The organism is Streptomyces sp. NPDC059906, from assembly GCF_042730645.1.
GTDB lineage: Bacteria > Actinomycetota > Actinomycetes > Streptomycetales > Streptomycetaceae > Streptomyces > Streptomyces rubrogriseus.
Genome location: NZ_JBHWKU010000017.1, coordinates 17,247 through 33,096, shown reverse-complemented (window position 1 = coordinate 33,096; position 15,850 = coordinate 17,247). Strand labels below are relative to the sequence as shown.

Genomic DNA, 15,850 nt, shown 5'->3' with positions numbered 1-15,850 from the left:
AGTCGCCGGTTTCCGCTCAGCCCAGCCGGGGCTGAATCTTCTCGATGAACACCTGCTGCCGCTGGTCTCCCGTCAGGTGACAGGCAGCGGCCCGGCCGCCCGGAAGCGTCGGGCGCTCCCCCGAGCAGCGCTCGCCGGAGACCAGATCGGTGAATCCGCACCGCGGGTGGAACGCACATCCCGAGGGCGGGTTCATCAAGGAGGGCGGCGATCCCGGGATCGGCATCAGCGGCTCGTCGACGTCGGAGGTGAGGTTCGGCATCGACCCCAGCAGACCCCAGGTGTACGGGTGCTGCGGGGACTTGAGGACCTCGCGCACCGTGCCGCGCTCGACGGCCCGGCCCGCGTACATGACCATGATGTCGTCGGCCATGTTGCCGACCACGCCCAGGTCATGGGTGATCATGATGATCGCGGAGCCGAACTCCTGCTGGAGGTCCTTGAGCAGGTCGAGGATCTGCGCCTGGACGGTCACGTCGAGCGCCGTGGTGGGCTCGTCCGCGATGAGCAGGTCCGGGTTGCAGGACAGGGCCATGGCGATCATGGCGCGCTGGCGCATACCGCCGGAGAACTGGTGCGGGTAGTCGTCGACCCGCTTCTGCGGGTGCGGGATGCCGACCTTCTCCAGCAGGTCGATGGCGCGCACCCGGGCGTCCTTCTTGGACGCGCCGTTGTGCTTGATGAACGGCTCCGCGATCTGCCGGCCGACCGTGTAGTACGGCGACAGCGCGGTCAGCGCGTCCTGGAAGATCATCGCCATCTTCCGGCCGCGCAGCCTCTCCAGCTGCTTCTCCTCGGCGTCGATCAGCTCCTGGCCGTCCAGGGTGATCGATCCGTCGATCGCGGTCTTGCGGCGGTCGTGCAGGCCGAGGACGGCCAGGTTGGTCACCGACTTGCCGGAGCCGGACTCGCCGACGATGCCGAGGGTCTTGCCCCGCTCCAGGTCGAAGGAGAGACCGTCCACCGCCTTGACGACGCCGCCCTCGGTGGAGAAGTGGACCTTGAGGTCGCGCACCGAGAGAAACGCGTCCCCCGCGGCGGCGGCCGGGGCCGCTTCGGGCTTGGTCTGAGTGGTCACGGTGGTTCTCCTAGGACAGGCGCACGCGCGGGTCGATGACGGCGTACAGGGCGTCCACGATCAGGTTGAAGAAGATGATGAGCGCCGCGCTGACCAGCATGACGCCCATCAGCATCGGCAGGTCCTTGTTGGTGACGGAGTCCAGAGCGAGCCGGCCGATGCCGGCCAGGCCGAACGTCAGCTCGGTCACCATGCCGCCGCCGAACAGCGCCGACAGGTCGATGCCGAGGATGGTGACGATGGGCACGAGGGACCCGCGCCAGGCGTAGCGGAAGAAGGTGTAGTTGCCCGACATGCCCTTGGCGCGGGCCGCCTTCACATGTTCTTCCTGGAGCTGTTCGATCATCGACGAGCGGCTCATACGGGTGTACTGGGCGGTGAAGATGGTCGCCATGACGATCCAGGGGATCAGCAGTCCCATGAACCAGCCGCCGAGATCCTCGGTGAACGGCACGTACTTCGGCTTCTCCAGCCAGCCCGTGTTGTACACGACCAGGAGCATCACCAGCGGGCCGAGGAAGTAGATCTGCAGGGAGCTGATGACCAGCGACCCCGAGGTGAAGACCTTGTCGATCCAGGAGCCACGGTACTTGGCGGCCAGCAGGCCGGCGCCGAGGCCCACGGTGAGGAAGACGAGCAGGCTGCCGACGGTCAGCGAGACGGTCAGCGGGAAGCGGTCCAGGATGGTGTCCCAGACGTTCTGGTCGTTGGCGAAGGAGACGCCGAAGCAGGGGGCGGCGCAGTGACCGACGGCGAAGTCGCGGCCGGCGAAGATGCCGGTCAGGAAGGTCCAGTACTGGACCGTGACCGGCTTGTCGAGACCCATGTTCTCGTGGATGATCGCCAGCGCGTCCGGAGTGCAGTTCTTGCCACAGGCCAGCATGGCCGGGTCCTGCGGGATCGCGAAGAACATGAAGAAGGTGAACGCACTGATCAACAGCAGGATCAGCGCCGCGCCGAAGGACCGGCGAATGAGGAATTGAAGCATGGCAGACAGCTGCTCTCAGGACTGCGGCAGTCGGATGGGAGGTGTGGACCGGAGCCGGGCCCGGTGGTGGGCGCTCCGCCGCGCGCCCACCACCGGATTCCCTACCGTGCGGACTACTTCTTGAGGAAGATCCGGGTCACGTCCACGTAGCTCGCGTCGTGGCTGTAGCGGAGGCCGCCGATGTTCGAACCGAAGATCTGGAAGACCTTGGTGTAGTAGAGCGGGGCAGCCGGGTTGACTTCCTTGGAGATGTACTCGCTCAGGTCGGCCCACGCCTTGGTGGCCTCGGCCGTGTCCGTGATCGTCTGGATGCGCTGGATCTCGGAGTTCACGTGGTCGTCGTTGATGTGCGAGTAGTTCGACGAACCGTCCTGGATCTGCGTGCCGTCGTACACCGGCGGGATGACGGTGGAGGCGGACGGCCAGTCCTGGCCCCAGCCGGTCATGTACAGGTCGTAGCCGTTCTTGACCTTGCCGACCTGCTCGTACCAGGTGGAGGAGTTGATCTCCTTCTTCTGGATGTCGAGGCCGATCTTCTCCAGCGCGTCCGCGATCAGGACGGCCTGCTGCTGGCGGACCGGCGTGTTGCCGTAGGCGTAGACGAGGCTCTTGCCCTCGAAGCCGCCTTCCTTGATCAGCTTCTTGGCGGCGGCGATGTCACCGTTCGGCTTCTTGAGCCGGTTGAACGGGTCGAACTTCTCGTCGTAGCCCGGCGTGGTCGGCGACAGCAGCGAGTTGGCGACCTCACCACCGTAGGCACCGCCGTCGGCCTTGAAGACGGCCTGGGCCGGCAGCGCCAGGGTGATGGCGTCACGGAGCTTCTTGTCCTTGACGCGGTCCAGGTTGAAGTTGAGCTGCCACACGTACGGGGCGTAGCCCTGGATCGTGCGGTTCTTCATCGCGTCCTTGTCGGCGACGACCTTCTGCAGCTGCGTCGTGGCGACCTGGCCGGTGAACATCATGGCGTTCTTGGCGCCACCCTGGTCGGCGAGGAGGGTCTTGGTCTGGTCCTCGTCGTCGTGGTTCATCTCGATGTTGAAGCCGTCGACGTACTGGTGGCGCACCGAGTCGGACTTGGGGTCCCACTGGGTGTTCTTGACCAGCTTCATGGACTTGCCGGGCTTGAACTCGGCGATCTTGTACGGGCCGACGGCGACGGGCGCGGAGTCGTACTTCTCCTTGGTGTCCGTCTCCTCCGGGACGACGCTGTAACCGGGCATGGTCAGCGTCTGCGGCAGGTCGGGACGCGGGGTGTCGAAGTGGAAGACGATCGTCTTGTCGTCCGGCGTCTCCAGGACCTTTTCGGGCAGGTGCTTGCCCTTGTCCGGGCCCGCGTACGCGTCGCGGTAGGTGGTGCCCTCACCGGACAGCCACTGCTGCAGGTACGTGGGACCGTCAGTGATGTAGTTCGAGTACAGGCGCTCGACCGTGTTGCGGATGTCCGCCGAGTTGATCGGGTTCCCGTTCGCGTCCTTCAGGTTGTCCTTCAGGGTGTACGTCCAGGTCTTGCCCCCGTCCGACACCTTGCCCGCGTCGGTGGCGAGGTCGCCCACGACGGTCAGGTTGCCGTTCTCGTCCTCGTCGTACTGGGTCAGACCGCGGAAGATGAGGCGGCCGAGCAGCTTGCCGTCCGAGACGTAGATCTGGCCCGGGTCCAGGTGCGAGAAGTCCGCCTCCTGGTAGACGGTCACGGTGCCGCCGGGCTTGGCGCCCGGGACCTCGGGGGCCGGGCCGGTGGACGCCTGCGCGTCGCCGATCTGCACCGGCTTCGACTGCGACTTGGCGTCTTCCTTCTTCTTGCTGTTGTCCTTGGCGGAGCTGTCGCTGTCGCCACCACCGCAGGCGGTGAGGGTCAGGGCGCCGGCTGCGACCGCGACTATGGCGGCCGTGGCGGTGCGGTTACGGAGAATGCTCATGAGGACGAATCCACCTGCCTGTGAGTAGTGAGCACTGCTGGTACGTGGCCGGGGCCGGGCTGAGCGGCACCGAACCGGCCGGGCGAGGATGTGGGGGGTCCCCCTTGGCCTCAGCGGTTTCCCTTGGGATCGAAGGCGTCCCGCACCGAGTCACCGAGGAGGTTGAAGGACACGATGAAGATCACCATGGCCACTCCGGGGAAGAGCATGTAGTACGGATCCTGCTCGACGATGTCGGCGCCGATGGAGAACATCCGTCCCCAGTCCGGGGTGGGCTCGACGTACCCCACGCCCACGAAGGACAGGAACGCGATGTTGAGGATGGTGCTCGGCAGCGTGAGCGTCGCCTGTACCAGCGTCGGGGTGACGATGTTGGGCAGCAGTTCCTTGCGGATGATGCGCCAGGGCGAGGCTCCGGAGATGCGCGCCGCCTCGATGAACTCCCGGTCGCGCAGGGACAGCGTGGCACCGCGGACGATACGGGACATGCTCATCCAGCCCAGGAAGGCCAGCACGATGATGATCGCGGAGGCGCGTACATAGGTCGGCGTCTCCTTGTCCGGAGCCACGAACACCGTGGTGATGACGGGCATCGCGGCGACGAAGAACAGCTGGCTGGGCAGGGCCATGAAGAAGTCGGTGATCCGGCCGAGCCAGTAGTCGATCTTGCCGCCGAAGTAGCCGCCGGCGAGGCCGATCAGGACGCCCAGCACCGTCATGATGATGGTCGCCGCCAGCGCGGTGGCCATCGAGTTGCGCATGCCGTACAGCAGCTGGGTGAACACGTCGCGGCCCAGGCCCGGTTCGATGCCGAACCAGAAGTCGCCGTCGATGCCGCCGAACGGCGCTGCGGGCATGGTGAACATGTCCAGGAGTTCTGGGTTCTCCTGCCCGTACAGCGTGTACGGGTCCTTGCCGTAGACCTTCGAGATCAGCGGCGCCGCCGCCGCGATCACGAAGAAGAACAGGACGATGCAGGCAGAGATCACACCGGCCCGGTCGCGCTTGAAGCGCGCCCACATCAACTGGCCGGGCTTACGCCCTTCCGGCTCCTTGGGCTTCGGGGCGTCGCCCTGCGGCGCGCTCTCTTTGTCCAAGACGGAAGAGGCTTCAGCACCCTCAATCTCGATTGGACTCGTCATGATTCGTCCATTTCACAGGTAGGAGGTCGTCGGGAGTGCACGCGGCCGACGGCCTTCGCACGGCGTACGTCTTCCGCAGCGCGCGAGGGGAACAACGACGGAGGGGCGAGACCGCCCCCGGAGAACCCTGGCTCGCGGTCGGCGGCTACCGACCGACGGCACACGACGTCAAGGAAGTTCGCGACGCCGGGCCGCTGCCGTATCAACCGTGACGGCACTGAACGCACCCGCGGGGCCTACACCTGCCATCGGGGACGACGCGACCCATATGGCGCTTGTGGCACCTCGCATGGGTTCCTCCTCATGAATCCGCTGGTTCACCGCAAAGAGGAGCACACGACACATTCCGGCCATCGGCCGATGATGAGATCGTCGGGCACCCTCACGCTCGCGAGCCTGCGCCCCGTCAGCGCGTGACCCGTTTATCCGAGCTCTACGCGCCTAACTATCTGCCATCCTCCGGGGAACGAACCACAGGTTCGAGGTCTCGGTTCGATCACAGATAGGGGCCAGATCTTTCAAAATCCGGACAAAGGGTTTGGTACGAGATCGCTGCGAAACGGACTTGTTACACATCTAACGGTGGTGACCGTCCGTATAACGGACGTCCGCGCGACAGAAATTGATTGCGCGTAACGTGCACGGGGTGCAAGCTGACCCGCAGGTATGTCCCGCGCCCGGCACGTCCGTCGGCGCCGGCCGCCCGACCCCCGGACGGGGCTGCCCGCCGGCGCTCCGGGCGGAGTGCTTCCGCGCAGGTTAGTGCGGCCCTGCCCGCCCTGTGCCGCCCCGCCGGGAAATCGAGGGTTTTCCCTACACCCGCGTCCCGCCCGGTGCCGTCCGTCGTGCGGTGGGGTCAGCCGTGCTTGGCCCGGCTGGCGGCGCGGGCGCGCTCGCGGGCGTCCAGGTTCACCTTGCGGATCCGGACGGCCTCCGGGGTCACCTCGACGCACTCGTCGTCGCGGCAGAACTCCAGGGACTGCTCCAGGGAGAGCTTGCGCGGCGGGACGATCGCCTCGAACGAGTCGGCCGAGGACGACCGCATGTTGGTGAGCTTCTTCTCCTTGGTGATGTTCACGTCCATGTCGTCGGCGCGGGAGTTCTCGCCGACGATCATGCCCTCGTACACCTCGGTGCCGGGGTCCGTGAAGAGCACACCGCGCTCCTGGAGGTTGGTCATCGCGAACGCGGTGACGGCACCCGAGCGGTCGGCGACCAGCGAGCCGTTGTTACGGGTCGTGAGGGTGCCGAACCAGGGCTCGTGGCCCTCGTGGATGGAGTGCGCGATGCCGGTGCCCCGGGTCTGGGTGAGGAACTCCGTCCGGAATCCGATCAGGCCGCGGGAGGGGACCACGAACTCCATGCGGACCCAGCCCGAGCCGTGGTTGGACATGTTGTCCATCCGGCCCTTGCGTACGCCCATCAGCTGGGTGACCGCGCCCATGTGCTCCTCGGGCACGTCGATCGTCATCCGCTCGACGGGCTCGTACGTCTTGCCCTCGACCTCCTTGGTGACGACCTGCGGCTTGCCGATGGTCAGCTCGAAGCCCTCGCGGCGCATCTGCTCGACCAGGATGGCCAGCGCCAGCTCGCCGCGGCCCTGCACCTCCCAGGCGTCCGGGCGCTCGGTGTCCAGGACGCGGAGCGAGACGTTGCCGATCAGCTCGCGGTCCAGACGGTCCTTGACCTGGCGGGCGGTGACCTTGCGGTCCTTGACGACCGCCTTGTTGTCGGCGCCCTTGCCGGTGGCGCCGCGGCCGACCAGCGGGGAGGTGTTGGTGCCGATGGTCATGGAGATCGCGGGCTCGTCCACCGTGATCAGCGGCAGCGGGACCGGGTTCTCCTGGTCGGCCAGGGTCTCGCCGATCATGATCTCCGGGATGCCGGCGACCGCGCAGATGTCACCGGGGCCGGCCTTCTCGGCGGGCTTGCGGGTGAGCGCCTCGGTCATCATCAGCTCGGAGATCCGCACGTTCTGCACGGACCCGTCGCGCTTCATCCAGGCGACGGTCTGGCCCTTCTTCAGCTCGCCCTGGTGGACGCGCAGCAGCGCGATGCGGCCGAGGAAGTTGTCGGCGTCCAGGTTGGTGACGTGGGCCTGGAGCGGGGCGTCCTCGTCGTAGGTCGGCGCCGGGATGTGGTCCAGGATCGTCGAGAAGAACGGCTCCAGGCTGGTGGAGTCGCTCGGGACCGTGCCGTCCTCGGGCTTGGTGAGGGAGGCGACGCCGTCCCGGCCGCAGGCGTAGACGATCGGGAACTCGATCTGCTCCTCGTCGGCGTCCAGGTCGAGGAAGAGGTCGTAGGTCTCGTTGACGACCTCGTCGATGCGGGCGTCCGGCCGGTCCGTCTTGTTGATGCACAGGATGATCGGCAGCCGCTGGCTGAGCGCCTTGCGCAGCACGAAGCGGGTCTGCGGCAGCGGGCCCTCGGAGGCGTCCACGAGCAGCACGACACCGTCGACCATCGACAGACCGCGCTCGACCTCGCCGCCGAAGTCGGCGTGGCCGGGGGTGTCGATGATGTTGATGGTGACGACGTCGCCGCCGTCCTTCGGGTGGTACTTCACCGCCGTGTTCTTGGCGAGGATCGTGATGCCCTTCTCACGCTCCAGGTCGTTCGTGTCCATCATGCGGTCGTCGACGCCTTCGAGCTGGTGCGCGGCGAAGGCGCCGGCCTGCTTCAGCATTCCGTCGACGATGGTGGTCTTGCCGTGGTCGACGTGGGCGACGATGGCGACGTTGCGGATGTCGTGACGCGTTGTAGACGCGGCCATAAGTGGCTTACTCCCGGAGGGTGTGAGGACGGCCGTCGCGGACGTCCGTGTCACGCGGGCCTGCCGGGCGGTACATGCCACGGCCTCACCCAATGGTACGGGGCCCCGGGGGCTGCGGCTTGCCGGGAGGGTTCAGGACGAGGAGGAGGACGCGGAGGGGGACGAGGAGGAGGGCGAGGAGGAGGGCGAGGACGGGGCGGTGGGCCGGGAGCCCTGGGCGCCCTTCTTGAGGAAGCCCATGTCCTCGTAGACCGGTGTCGCGAAACCGAAGGCGCCGGCGTTGGCGAGGTTCTTGCGGGCCGCCGTCAGCTGGGGGCGCTGGTAGAGGGGGACGGAGCCGGCCGCCGCCCAGATCCGCGAGTCGGCCTTGCGCAGCAGTTCCCGGGCCTCCTTCCGGTCCAGGGTGGCCAGGGCCCGGTCGAAGAGCTGGTCGACCTGGTCGGTGCCGACCCGGGTGTAGTTCTGCGCGACGTTCAGGGAACCGTCGGCGGCCGGGACGGGCTTGGCGTAGATGGGGCGGGCGTCGGTGGCGGGGAACGCGGAGGCGGGCCAGGAGTAGAGCGCCAGGTCGTACTCGCCGGCGGCGACGTGGTCCTTGAAGTAGCTCTCGTCCGGCACCTTGGTGATCTTGGTGCCGATGCCGATCTCCTTCAGCATGTCCGTGATGCGGTCGGCCACGGTGCGCAGCGTCTCGGAGCCGGGGCCGGAGGGGAGCACGAAGCGGAGGGTGAGCGCCTTGCCGTCCTTGGCGAGCGGGGCCGCCGCCGCGCCGGCCGGGGCCGCGGTGCCCTTGGGGGCGTAGGCGCCGGGTGCGCCGCCCTGGGCGGTGTTCTTGCCGCTGCTGTGCTTCTCGCCGCTCTCCCGGTCGGCGCCGTCCTTGGCGTCGTCACCGTCGTCGTTGCTGCCGTCGCCGTTGCTGCCGTCCTTGTTCTTGTTGTCCTCGCCGACGATGTACGTGCCGTCGTCGCCGCCCTCGGACTTCTTCCCGTCCTTCTTGTCCTCGTCCTTGTCCTCGTTCTTGTCCTTGCTCTTGTCCTTCTCGGCGCCGGCCGCCTCCTCGCCGTCCTTCTTCTTCACCGGGCCGCCGGGGACCCATCCGGCGTCCGCGAGCAGGGCCCGGGCCTCCTTGGCGTTCTGCTCGCCGAGGGCGCCGCTGCCGTCGGCGTAGGCGGGCTGGCCGGCGAGCGCGAGGTGGCTGCCCACGGGCTCGGCGGGCAGGCCGAGCGGCTTGAGCACCGCCTCGGCCAGCTCCTCGCGGTCCAGGGCGCGGGCCACGGCCCTGCGTACGCGTTCGTCGGCGAGGGGGCCGTCGGCGCCGTTGAGGGCGAGCTGGGTGTAGGCGGGCTCCAGGGACTTGCGCAGCTCGAAGCCGCTCAGCGCCTGCTGCCGGCGCCGGGCCTTCGCCTCGGCCTCGCGGCGCTCCTCGCGGGCGAGGACCTCCTCCTCGGCGGCCTCCTCGTCGGAGCCGTTGGCGATGGCCCAGGAGCGCAGCGCCTGGGCGGCGGACCTGCCCTGCGCGCCCGCGGCCGGGGTGCCCCCGGGCCCCATGAGCGGGGTGCCGGTGGCGGGGTCGCGGGGACCGGCGGCCAGGGTGACCTCGTCGGCGGTCTCCGGGTCGATCTCGGCGAGGTCGAGCTTGCCGGCGACCAGTTCGGCGACCCGCTCGTCGCGGGGGACGGCGCGCAGCACGATCTCGTCCAGCTTCGCCGGCTCGCCCCACCAGCGGGGATTGCCGGTGAGGACCACCTGGTCGCCCTTGGTGTCGACCTTCTTGACGGCGAAGGGCCCGGCGCTGACCTTGAGGGCCCGCCGCGCGCCGTCGTTGAAGGCGTCCGGGGTGCCCGTGACGTCCTTCGGGTACAGGGGCGTGAACAGGGCCTTCCAGTCGGCGTAGGGCCGGCTGAAGGTGACCTTGACCTCCAGGTCGTTCGCACCGCGCTCGACCTTCTCGATACGGTCGTACCCCGCGTTGCGGGCGGTCCAGTAGGCGCTGTCCTTGCCGGACAGGGCGCGCCACTGGGCGGCGAAGTCCGCGGCGCCGATCTCCCGGCCGTCGCTCCAGACGGCCTGCTGGTTCAGCTTGTAGACGACGACCTGCTTGGGCTCGGTGTCGACGACCTCGGCCGACTCCAGGTAGTCGGGGTTGCGCACCGGGCTGCCGGTCTCGTCCATCCGGTACATGGAGGGCAGCACGGCCTGCGCGACGCGGGTCGTCGTGGCGTCGGCGTCCGACTGGAAGGCGTTCAGCGTGTCCGGTACGGAGTCCACGGCCCAGCGCAGGGTGCCGCCGTCGGAGATCTTGGCGCGGGCCGCGGCGGCGACGTCCTGTTCGGCGAGCGGCTTGCCCGCCGGGTCCTCGGAGGTGCAGCCGGCCAGCGCGGGGACCGCGAGGACGCCCGCGGTGAGGAAGGCGACCGAACGCATGACCGCGCGCGGTCCGACGCCGACGTGGGACATCTCTGCTACCTCCGGAAGGCCGCGTTCGCTGCGTTGTGCCGCTTTCGCCGTATGTGCGGTATTCAAGTTGATCATTTGTATCCGGACGGGGATGCGGCCACTGAAGGGGAAACGGTTCCGCCACGCTCGGAGACACGGCGACGACGGTGCGTAAGGTCACCCGTGCGGCGCAATGCCGCCCGCGGTGCACCGACGCGCCCCGGCCAATCGCTGCACATCCCTTCCCAGCGGCTGGTGTGACGCGCGACACTCTCAGGCGCATGAACGTAGCCCCCCAAGGCCGGCGGCTCGCTGCCGTGTCCGACGGAAGCGAGGTCACGTCTTGTCCGTGCACGACGATCTGTCATCGGTGCAGCGCAGCCTGGACGAGCTGTCCAGGACGGTGACCCGGCTGGAACAGCAGCTGGGCAGCGGCGACCTGGAGGTCCGCCGGGTCCGCACCGACGCCGACCACCTGCGCGAGAGCGTCGCGCTGCTGCGGGCGACGGCTGCCGCGCCGGAGGCGCCCAGGCGTCCGGACCTCGTTCCGATCCCCGACACGCCGTACGACGGCTCCCTGTGGACGGACTCGGACGACGAGGGTCTCGGCGCCCGCGACCGCCGCGCCCCCTGAACCCGACCCGACCGACCGGAGTCGCCCAGTGGCCACTGGTACGGAACCCCCTGCCACCGACCCCCATCCCCGCGGCGGCGTGCACACCCCGACGCGCGCCGCCATCCGCGCCCCGCACCTACGATCCGACCGCTGGTGGCTGGCACCGGCCGCCACTGCCGCGGGCCTGCTGGCCTTCGTCGTCTACTCGACCTGGCGGGCCTTCGCGAACGCCGACTACTACGCGGCCCCCTACGTCTCGCCCTTCTACTCCCCCTGTCTGGCGGAGAACTGCGAGCCGATGCGCTCGGGACCCAACTGGGAACTGTTCGGCACCTGGTGGGGCATCTCCCCCGCGATCATCATCCTGATCTTCCCGCTCGGCTTCCGCCTGACCTGCTACTACTACCGCAAGGCCTACTACCGGGGCTTCTGGGCCTCCCCGCCGGCCTGCGCGGTGGCCGAGCCGCACCGGAAGTACACCGGCGAGACCCGCTTCCCGCTGATCCTGCAGAACGTCCACCGGTACTTCTTCTACGCGGCGCTCCTGGTCGCGCTGATCCTCACCTACGACACGGTGCTCGCCTTCCGCGACGAGCACTACGCGTGGGGCCACATGGGCCTGGGCACCCTGGTCTTCCTCGCCAACATCGCGCTGATCTGGGCGTACACCCTCTCCTGCCACTCCTGCCGGCACATCGTCGGGGGCAAGCTCAAGCACTTCTCCCGGCATCCCGTGCGCTACCGGATGTGGCAGTGGGTCGGGAAGCTCAACGCCCGCCACATGCAGCTCGCCTGGGCGTCGCTGGTGAGCGTCGCGCTCGCCGACTTCTACGTGTATCTCGTCGCGTCCGGTGCCTTCGACGATCCGAGGTTGTTCTGATGTCCGTGGTCGACCGGCAGGAATGGGACGTCGTCGTGGTGGGCGCGGGCGGTGCCGGGCTGCGCGCCGCCGTCGAGGCCCGCGAGCGGGGCGCCCGTACGGCCGTGATCTGCAAGTCGCTGTTCGGCAAGGCGCACACCGTGATGGCGGAGGGCGGCATCGCCGCCTCCATGGGCAACGTCAACTCCGGCGACAACTGGCAGGTGCACTTCCGCGACACCATGCGCGGCGGCAAGTTCCTCAACCAGTGGCGGATGGCCGAGCTGCACGCCCAGGAGGCCCCGCAGCGGGTGTGGGAGCTGGAGACCTGGGGCGCGCTGTTCGACCGGACGAAGGACGGCCGGATCTCGCAGCGCAACTTCGGCGGCCACGAGTACCCGCGCCTCGCCCACGTCGGCGACCGCACGGGCCTGGAGCTGATCCGCACCCTCCAGCAGAAGATCGTCTCGCTCCAGCAGGAGGACTTCCGCGAGACCGGGGACCACGAGTCCCGGCTGAAGGTCTTCCAGGAGTGCACGGTCACCCGCGTGCTCCAGGAGGACCGGACGGTCTCGGGCGTCTTCGGCTACGAGCGCGAGAGCGGCCGCTTCTTCGTCCTCCAGGCGCCCTCGGTGGTCATCGCCACCGGCGGCATCGGCAAGTCGTTCAAGGTGACGTCGAACTCGTGGGAGTACACCGGCGACGGGCACGCCCTGGCGCTGCTGGCCGGGGCGCCGCTGCTGAACATGGAGTTCGTGCAGTTCCACCCGACGGGCATGGTCTGGCCGCCGTCGGTGAAGGGCATCCTCGTCACCGAGTCGGTGCGCGGGGACGGCGGGGTGCTGCGGAACTCCGAGGGCAAGCGCTTCATGTTCGACTACGTCCCGGACGTCTTCAAGGAGAAGTACGCCGAGTCGGAGGCGGAGGGCGACCGCTGGTACGACGACCCGGACCACAACCGGCGCCCGCCCGAGCTGCTCCCCCGCGACGAGGTCGCCCGCGCGATCAACGCCGAGGTGAAGGAGGGCCGGGGCTCACCGCACGGCGGCGTCTTCCTCGACGTGTCGACCCGGATGTCCGCCGAGGTGATCAGGCGCCGGCTGCCCTCGATGTACCACCAGTTCAAGGAGCTGGCGGACGTGGACATCACGGCGGAGGCGATGGAGGTCGGGCCGACCTGCCACTACGTGATGGGCGGCATCGCCGTGGACTCCGACACCGCCGCCGCCCGCGGGGTGCCGGGACTGTTCGCGGCCGGCGAGGTGGCGGGCGGCATGCACGGCTCCAACCGGCTGGGCGGCAACTCGCTGTCCGACCTGCTGGTGTTCGGGCGCCGGGCGGGCCGGCACGCGGCCGAGTACGCGGCGGGGCGGACGGAGGACGGCGCCCGCGCGCGGGTCGAGGACGCCCAGGTCGACGCGGCCGCCGCGGAGGCCCTGCGGCCCTTCTCGGCCGAGGCGCAGGAGCCCGGCGCGGGCCCGCCGGAGAACCCGTACACCCTCCACCAGGAACTCCAGCAGACCATGAACGACCTGGTGGGGATCATCCGCCGGGAGGCGGAGATGAAGCAGGCCCTGGAGAAGCTGGCGGAGCTGCGGGTGCGTGCCCGCCGGGCCGGGGTGGAGGGGCACCGGCAGTTCAACCCGGGCTGGCACCTCGCCCTGGACCTGCGCAACATGCTGCTGGTCAGCGAGTGCGTGGCACGGGCCGCGCTGGAGCGCACCGAGTCGCGCGGCGGGCACACCCGCGAGGACCATCCGTCGATGGACCGGCGCTGGCGTCCGGCCAACCTGCTCTGCTCGCTGGCCGACCCGGCGGGCGAGGCGGCGGGCGAGGCGGCGGCGACGGACCCGGAGCGCGGCCGGATCGCCCTGGAGCGGCAGACCACCGAGCCCATCCGGCCCGACCTGCTCGCCCTCTTCGACAAGGAGGAGCTGGTGAAGTACCTCGCCGACGAGGAACTGGAGGGCCGGTCCGAATGAGCGGCTACGAGGCCCGCTTCAAGGTGTGGCGCGGTGACGTGGAGGGCGGCGGCCTGGCCGACTTCACGGTCGAGGTCAACGAGGGCGAGGTGGTCCTCGACATCATCCACCGCCTCCAGGCCACCCAGGCCCCCGACCTCGCGGTGCGCTGGAACTGCAAGGCGGGCAAGTGCGGTTCGTGCTCGGCGGAGATCAACGGACGGCCGCGGCTGCTGTGCATGACCCGCATGTCCGTGTTCACCCGCGAGGAGACGATCACCGTCACACCGCTGCGCGCCTTCCCGGTCATCCGGGACCTGGTGACGGACGTCGGCTTCAACTACACCAAGGCCCGGGAGGTCCCGGCCTTCGTGCCGCCCGCCGACCTCGGTCCCGGCGAGTACCGGATGACGCAGGAGGACGTGGACCGCTCGCAGGAGTTCCGCAAGTGCATCGAGTGCTTCCTGTGCCAGGACACCTGCCATGTCGTGCGGGACCACGAGGAGAACAAGCCCGCCTTCGCGGGCCCGCGCTTCCTCATGCGCGTCGCCGAACTGGACATGCACCCGCTGGACGCCGCCGGTGACACCGGCCTGGACCGCTCACGCACGGCCCAGGACGACCACGGCCTCGGCTACTGCAACATCACCAAGTGCTGCACGGAGGTGTGCCCGGAGGGCATCCGGATCACGGACAACGCGCTGATCCCGCTCAAGGAGCGGGCGGTCGACCGCAAGTACGACCCACTGGTCTGGCTGGGTTCGAAAATCGGCCGCCGGCCCCGGGACGGGTCCTAGCGCACCCAGCCGTCCCGGTACGACGCCCAGTCCTGCTCCGTCGCCGCGAAGTCGATGTACGCGGCGACGCCGAACCTCTCCCGGTCGGCGTCCGTGCGGGACAGGCCGAGGCGGACGCCGCGGACGGCGGCGGCGACGGTCTCCGCGTGGTTCCAGTGGCCGAAGCGGTTCTCGTGGTAGAAGGGCAGGCCCATCAGGAGGTGGGTCGTCGGCGGAGTGACCTCCAGGGCCAGCGAGGTCTGCTGGGCGACGTAGCCGCCGTACAGGCTCTCCAGGGGCTGCATCGTGTCGTACGACATGACGGCGATCTGGTCGACCCGGCGGGCGACCTGGCCGAAGAACTCCTGCGACCACCACTTGGGGTGTCCGGCGACCGTGCCCCAGAAGGAGTGGAAGCCGGGCAGCGGGTCGATCTGGTGGGCGGCGACGGAGAGCTGCGCGTCGCGGGCGCGGGTGACGGCGCGGACGTCGTCCAGCAGCGAGAGGTAGTCGCCGTCGCCGGAATGCAGCGGTTCCAGGTCGAGGTGGACTCCGTCGTAGCCCACGTCCAGGACCTGGCGGGCCGAGTCGACGACCGCGGCGCGGGTGGCGGGCTTCTCCAGGCGCATGCCGTCGGGGCTCTCGGTGGCGAGGACGTCGCCGAGGAAGGCCTGGACGCGGACGCCGGGCATCTCGCGGTGCACGGCGTCCACCAGCCAGCGGGCCCTGGGGTAGAGGGACTTCGGCAGCGTCCCGTCGTGTTCCATCGGCCCGGTGTGGACGTACAGATCGCGGATGCCGGTGGTTTTCAGGTCCCGGGCCAGCTTGGTGAGGTCCGCGTCCTTCTTGCGGCCGTCGACCCACGCGTGGCCGAGCCAGATCGCGTCGCGGTTCCTGGTGTAGGTGCCGTCGGCGGGGTCGCCCGTGTAGTTGATGCGGAGGGCGGTCTCGGCGGTGAGGAGGGGGAGGAGCAGGACCAGGAGGACGGCGAGGGTGATGCGGCGGGTGCGGGTACGGCGGCGTGTTCGTCGGGTCGCCTCGGCTTCGCCTTCGGCGTCCCGGTTCCCACCCGCACCACCCGTGCCGCCTTCGTCGTCGGGTGCGGGTGGCCCCGGTGGCCCGTCCTCGCCGTCGGCGGCTTTCGGTTCGGTGCTTCTCGGTTCCGTGTTCTCCACGGTGTCCCCTCCCTGTGGTCCGTCCCCGGTCGCGGTGACCGGTCGCCGCGCTTACGCTCCGAGCGTGGTGCCAGCGGGGACGACTCGAACCGGTGTTCCGGTTGCGGTCAGGGGTGCGCGGCGGTGATCT

11 protein-coding genes are annotated in these 15,850 nt (G+C 69.2%); 4 read left to right on the top strand and 7 right to left on the bottom strand.

The window, feature by feature from the left end:
* Positions 1 to 16 precede the first annotated feature (16 nt).
* From ACFV9J_RS24560 to ACFV9J_RS24535, 6 genes are all read right to left on the bottom strand, one after another.
* Positions 17 to 1,078, bottom strand: a complete 1,062-nt coding sequence (locus ACFV9J_RS24560) for an ABC transporter ATP-binding protein (protein WP_385357097.1) — start codon at positions 1,076 to 1,078, stop codon at positions 17 to 19.
* A gap of 10 nt (positions 1,079 to 1,088) precedes the next feature.
* Complete coding sequence (locus tag ACFV9J_RS24555) at positions 1,089 to 2,066, bottom strand: ABC transporter permease (RefSeq protein ID WP_385357096.1); 978 nt, start codon at positions 2,064 to 2,066, stop codon at positions 1,089 to 1,091.
* Positions 2,067 to 2,179: 113 nt separating this feature from the next.
* Entirely contained in the window at positions 2,180 to 3,982 is a 1,803-nt protein-coding gene (locus tag ACFV9J_RS24550) for an ABC transporter substrate-binding protein (protein WP_385357094.1), read from the bottom strand.
* 110 nt (positions 3,983 to 4,092) lie between these two features.
* The gene (locus ACFV9J_RS24545) at positions 4,093 to 5,124 is read right to left on the bottom strand and encodes an ABC transporter permease (RefSeq protein WP_385357093.1); all 1,032 of its coding nucleotides are present in this window, start codon (positions 5,122 to 5,124) and stop codon (positions 4,093 to 4,095) included.
* Positions 5,125 to 5,980: 856 nt separating this feature from the next.
* Positions 5,981 to 7,897 carry a translational GTPase TypA gene (gene typA, locus ACFV9J_RS24540; RefSeq protein WP_385357091.1) on the bottom strand — a complete coding sequence of 639 codons (1,917 nt, stop codon included), beginning with the start codon at positions 7,895 to 7,897 and terminating at the stop codon, positions 5,981 to 5,983.
* A gap of 132 nt (positions 7,898 to 8,029) precedes the next feature.
* Positions 8,030 to 10,354 (bottom strand): ABC transporter family substrate-binding protein, encoded by a 2,325-nt coding sequence (locus ACFV9J_RS24535; RefSeq protein WP_385357090.1) that lies wholly within the window; start codon positions 10,352 to 10,354, stop codon positions 8,030 to 8,032.
* A 322-nt stretch (positions 10,355 to 10,676) separates the two neighbouring features.
* Between ACFV9J_RS24535 and ACFV9J_RS24530 the strand changes: the two genes are divergently transcribed.
* From ACFV9J_RS24530 to ACFV9J_RS24515, 4 genes are read left to right on the top strand one after another with little or no spacing between them, the layout of a single operon-like run.
* Positions 10,677 to 10,967: a hypothetical protein gene (locus ACFV9J_RS24530; protein ID WP_385357089.1), complete on the top strand. Its 291-nt coding sequence runs from the start codon at positions 10,677 to 10,679 to the stop codon at positions 10,965 to 10,967.
* 28 nt (positions 10,968 to 10,995) lie between these two features.
* On the top strand, positions 10,996 to 11,829 hold the full coding sequence (locus ACFV9J_RS24525) for a hypothetical protein (RefSeq protein ID WP_385357087.1): 834 nt from the start codon (positions 10,996 to 10,998) through the stop codon (positions 11,827 to 11,829).
* The gene (locus ACFV9J_RS24520; RefSeq protein WP_385357086.1) at positions 11,829 to 13,790 is read left to right on the top strand and encodes a fumarate reductase/succinate dehydrogenase flavoprotein subunit; all 1,962 of its coding nucleotides are present in this window, start codon (positions 11,829 to 11,831) and stop codon (positions 13,788 to 13,790) included. Before ACFV9J_RS24525 ends, ACFV9J_RS24520 begins: the two co-directional genes overlap by 1 nt.
* Positions 13,787 to 14,566 (top strand): succinate dehydrogenase/fumarate reductase iron-sulfur subunit, encoded by a 780-nt coding sequence (locus ACFV9J_RS24515; protein ID WP_385357084.1) that lies wholly within the window; start codon positions 13,787 to 13,789, stop codon positions 14,564 to 14,566. Before ACFV9J_RS24520 ends, ACFV9J_RS24515 begins: the two co-directional genes overlap by 4 nt.
* Here ACFV9J_RS24515 and ACFV9J_RS24510 read toward each other — a convergent pair.
* Entirely contained in the window at positions 14,563 to 15,720 is a 1,158-nt protein-coding gene (locus ACFV9J_RS24510; RefSeq protein ID WP_385357083.1) for a glycoside hydrolase family 18 protein, read from the bottom strand. The two genes, ACFV9J_RS24515 and ACFV9J_RS24510, sit on opposite strands and share 4 nt — an antisense overlap.
* Positions 15,721 to 15,850: the final 130 nt, after the last annotated feature.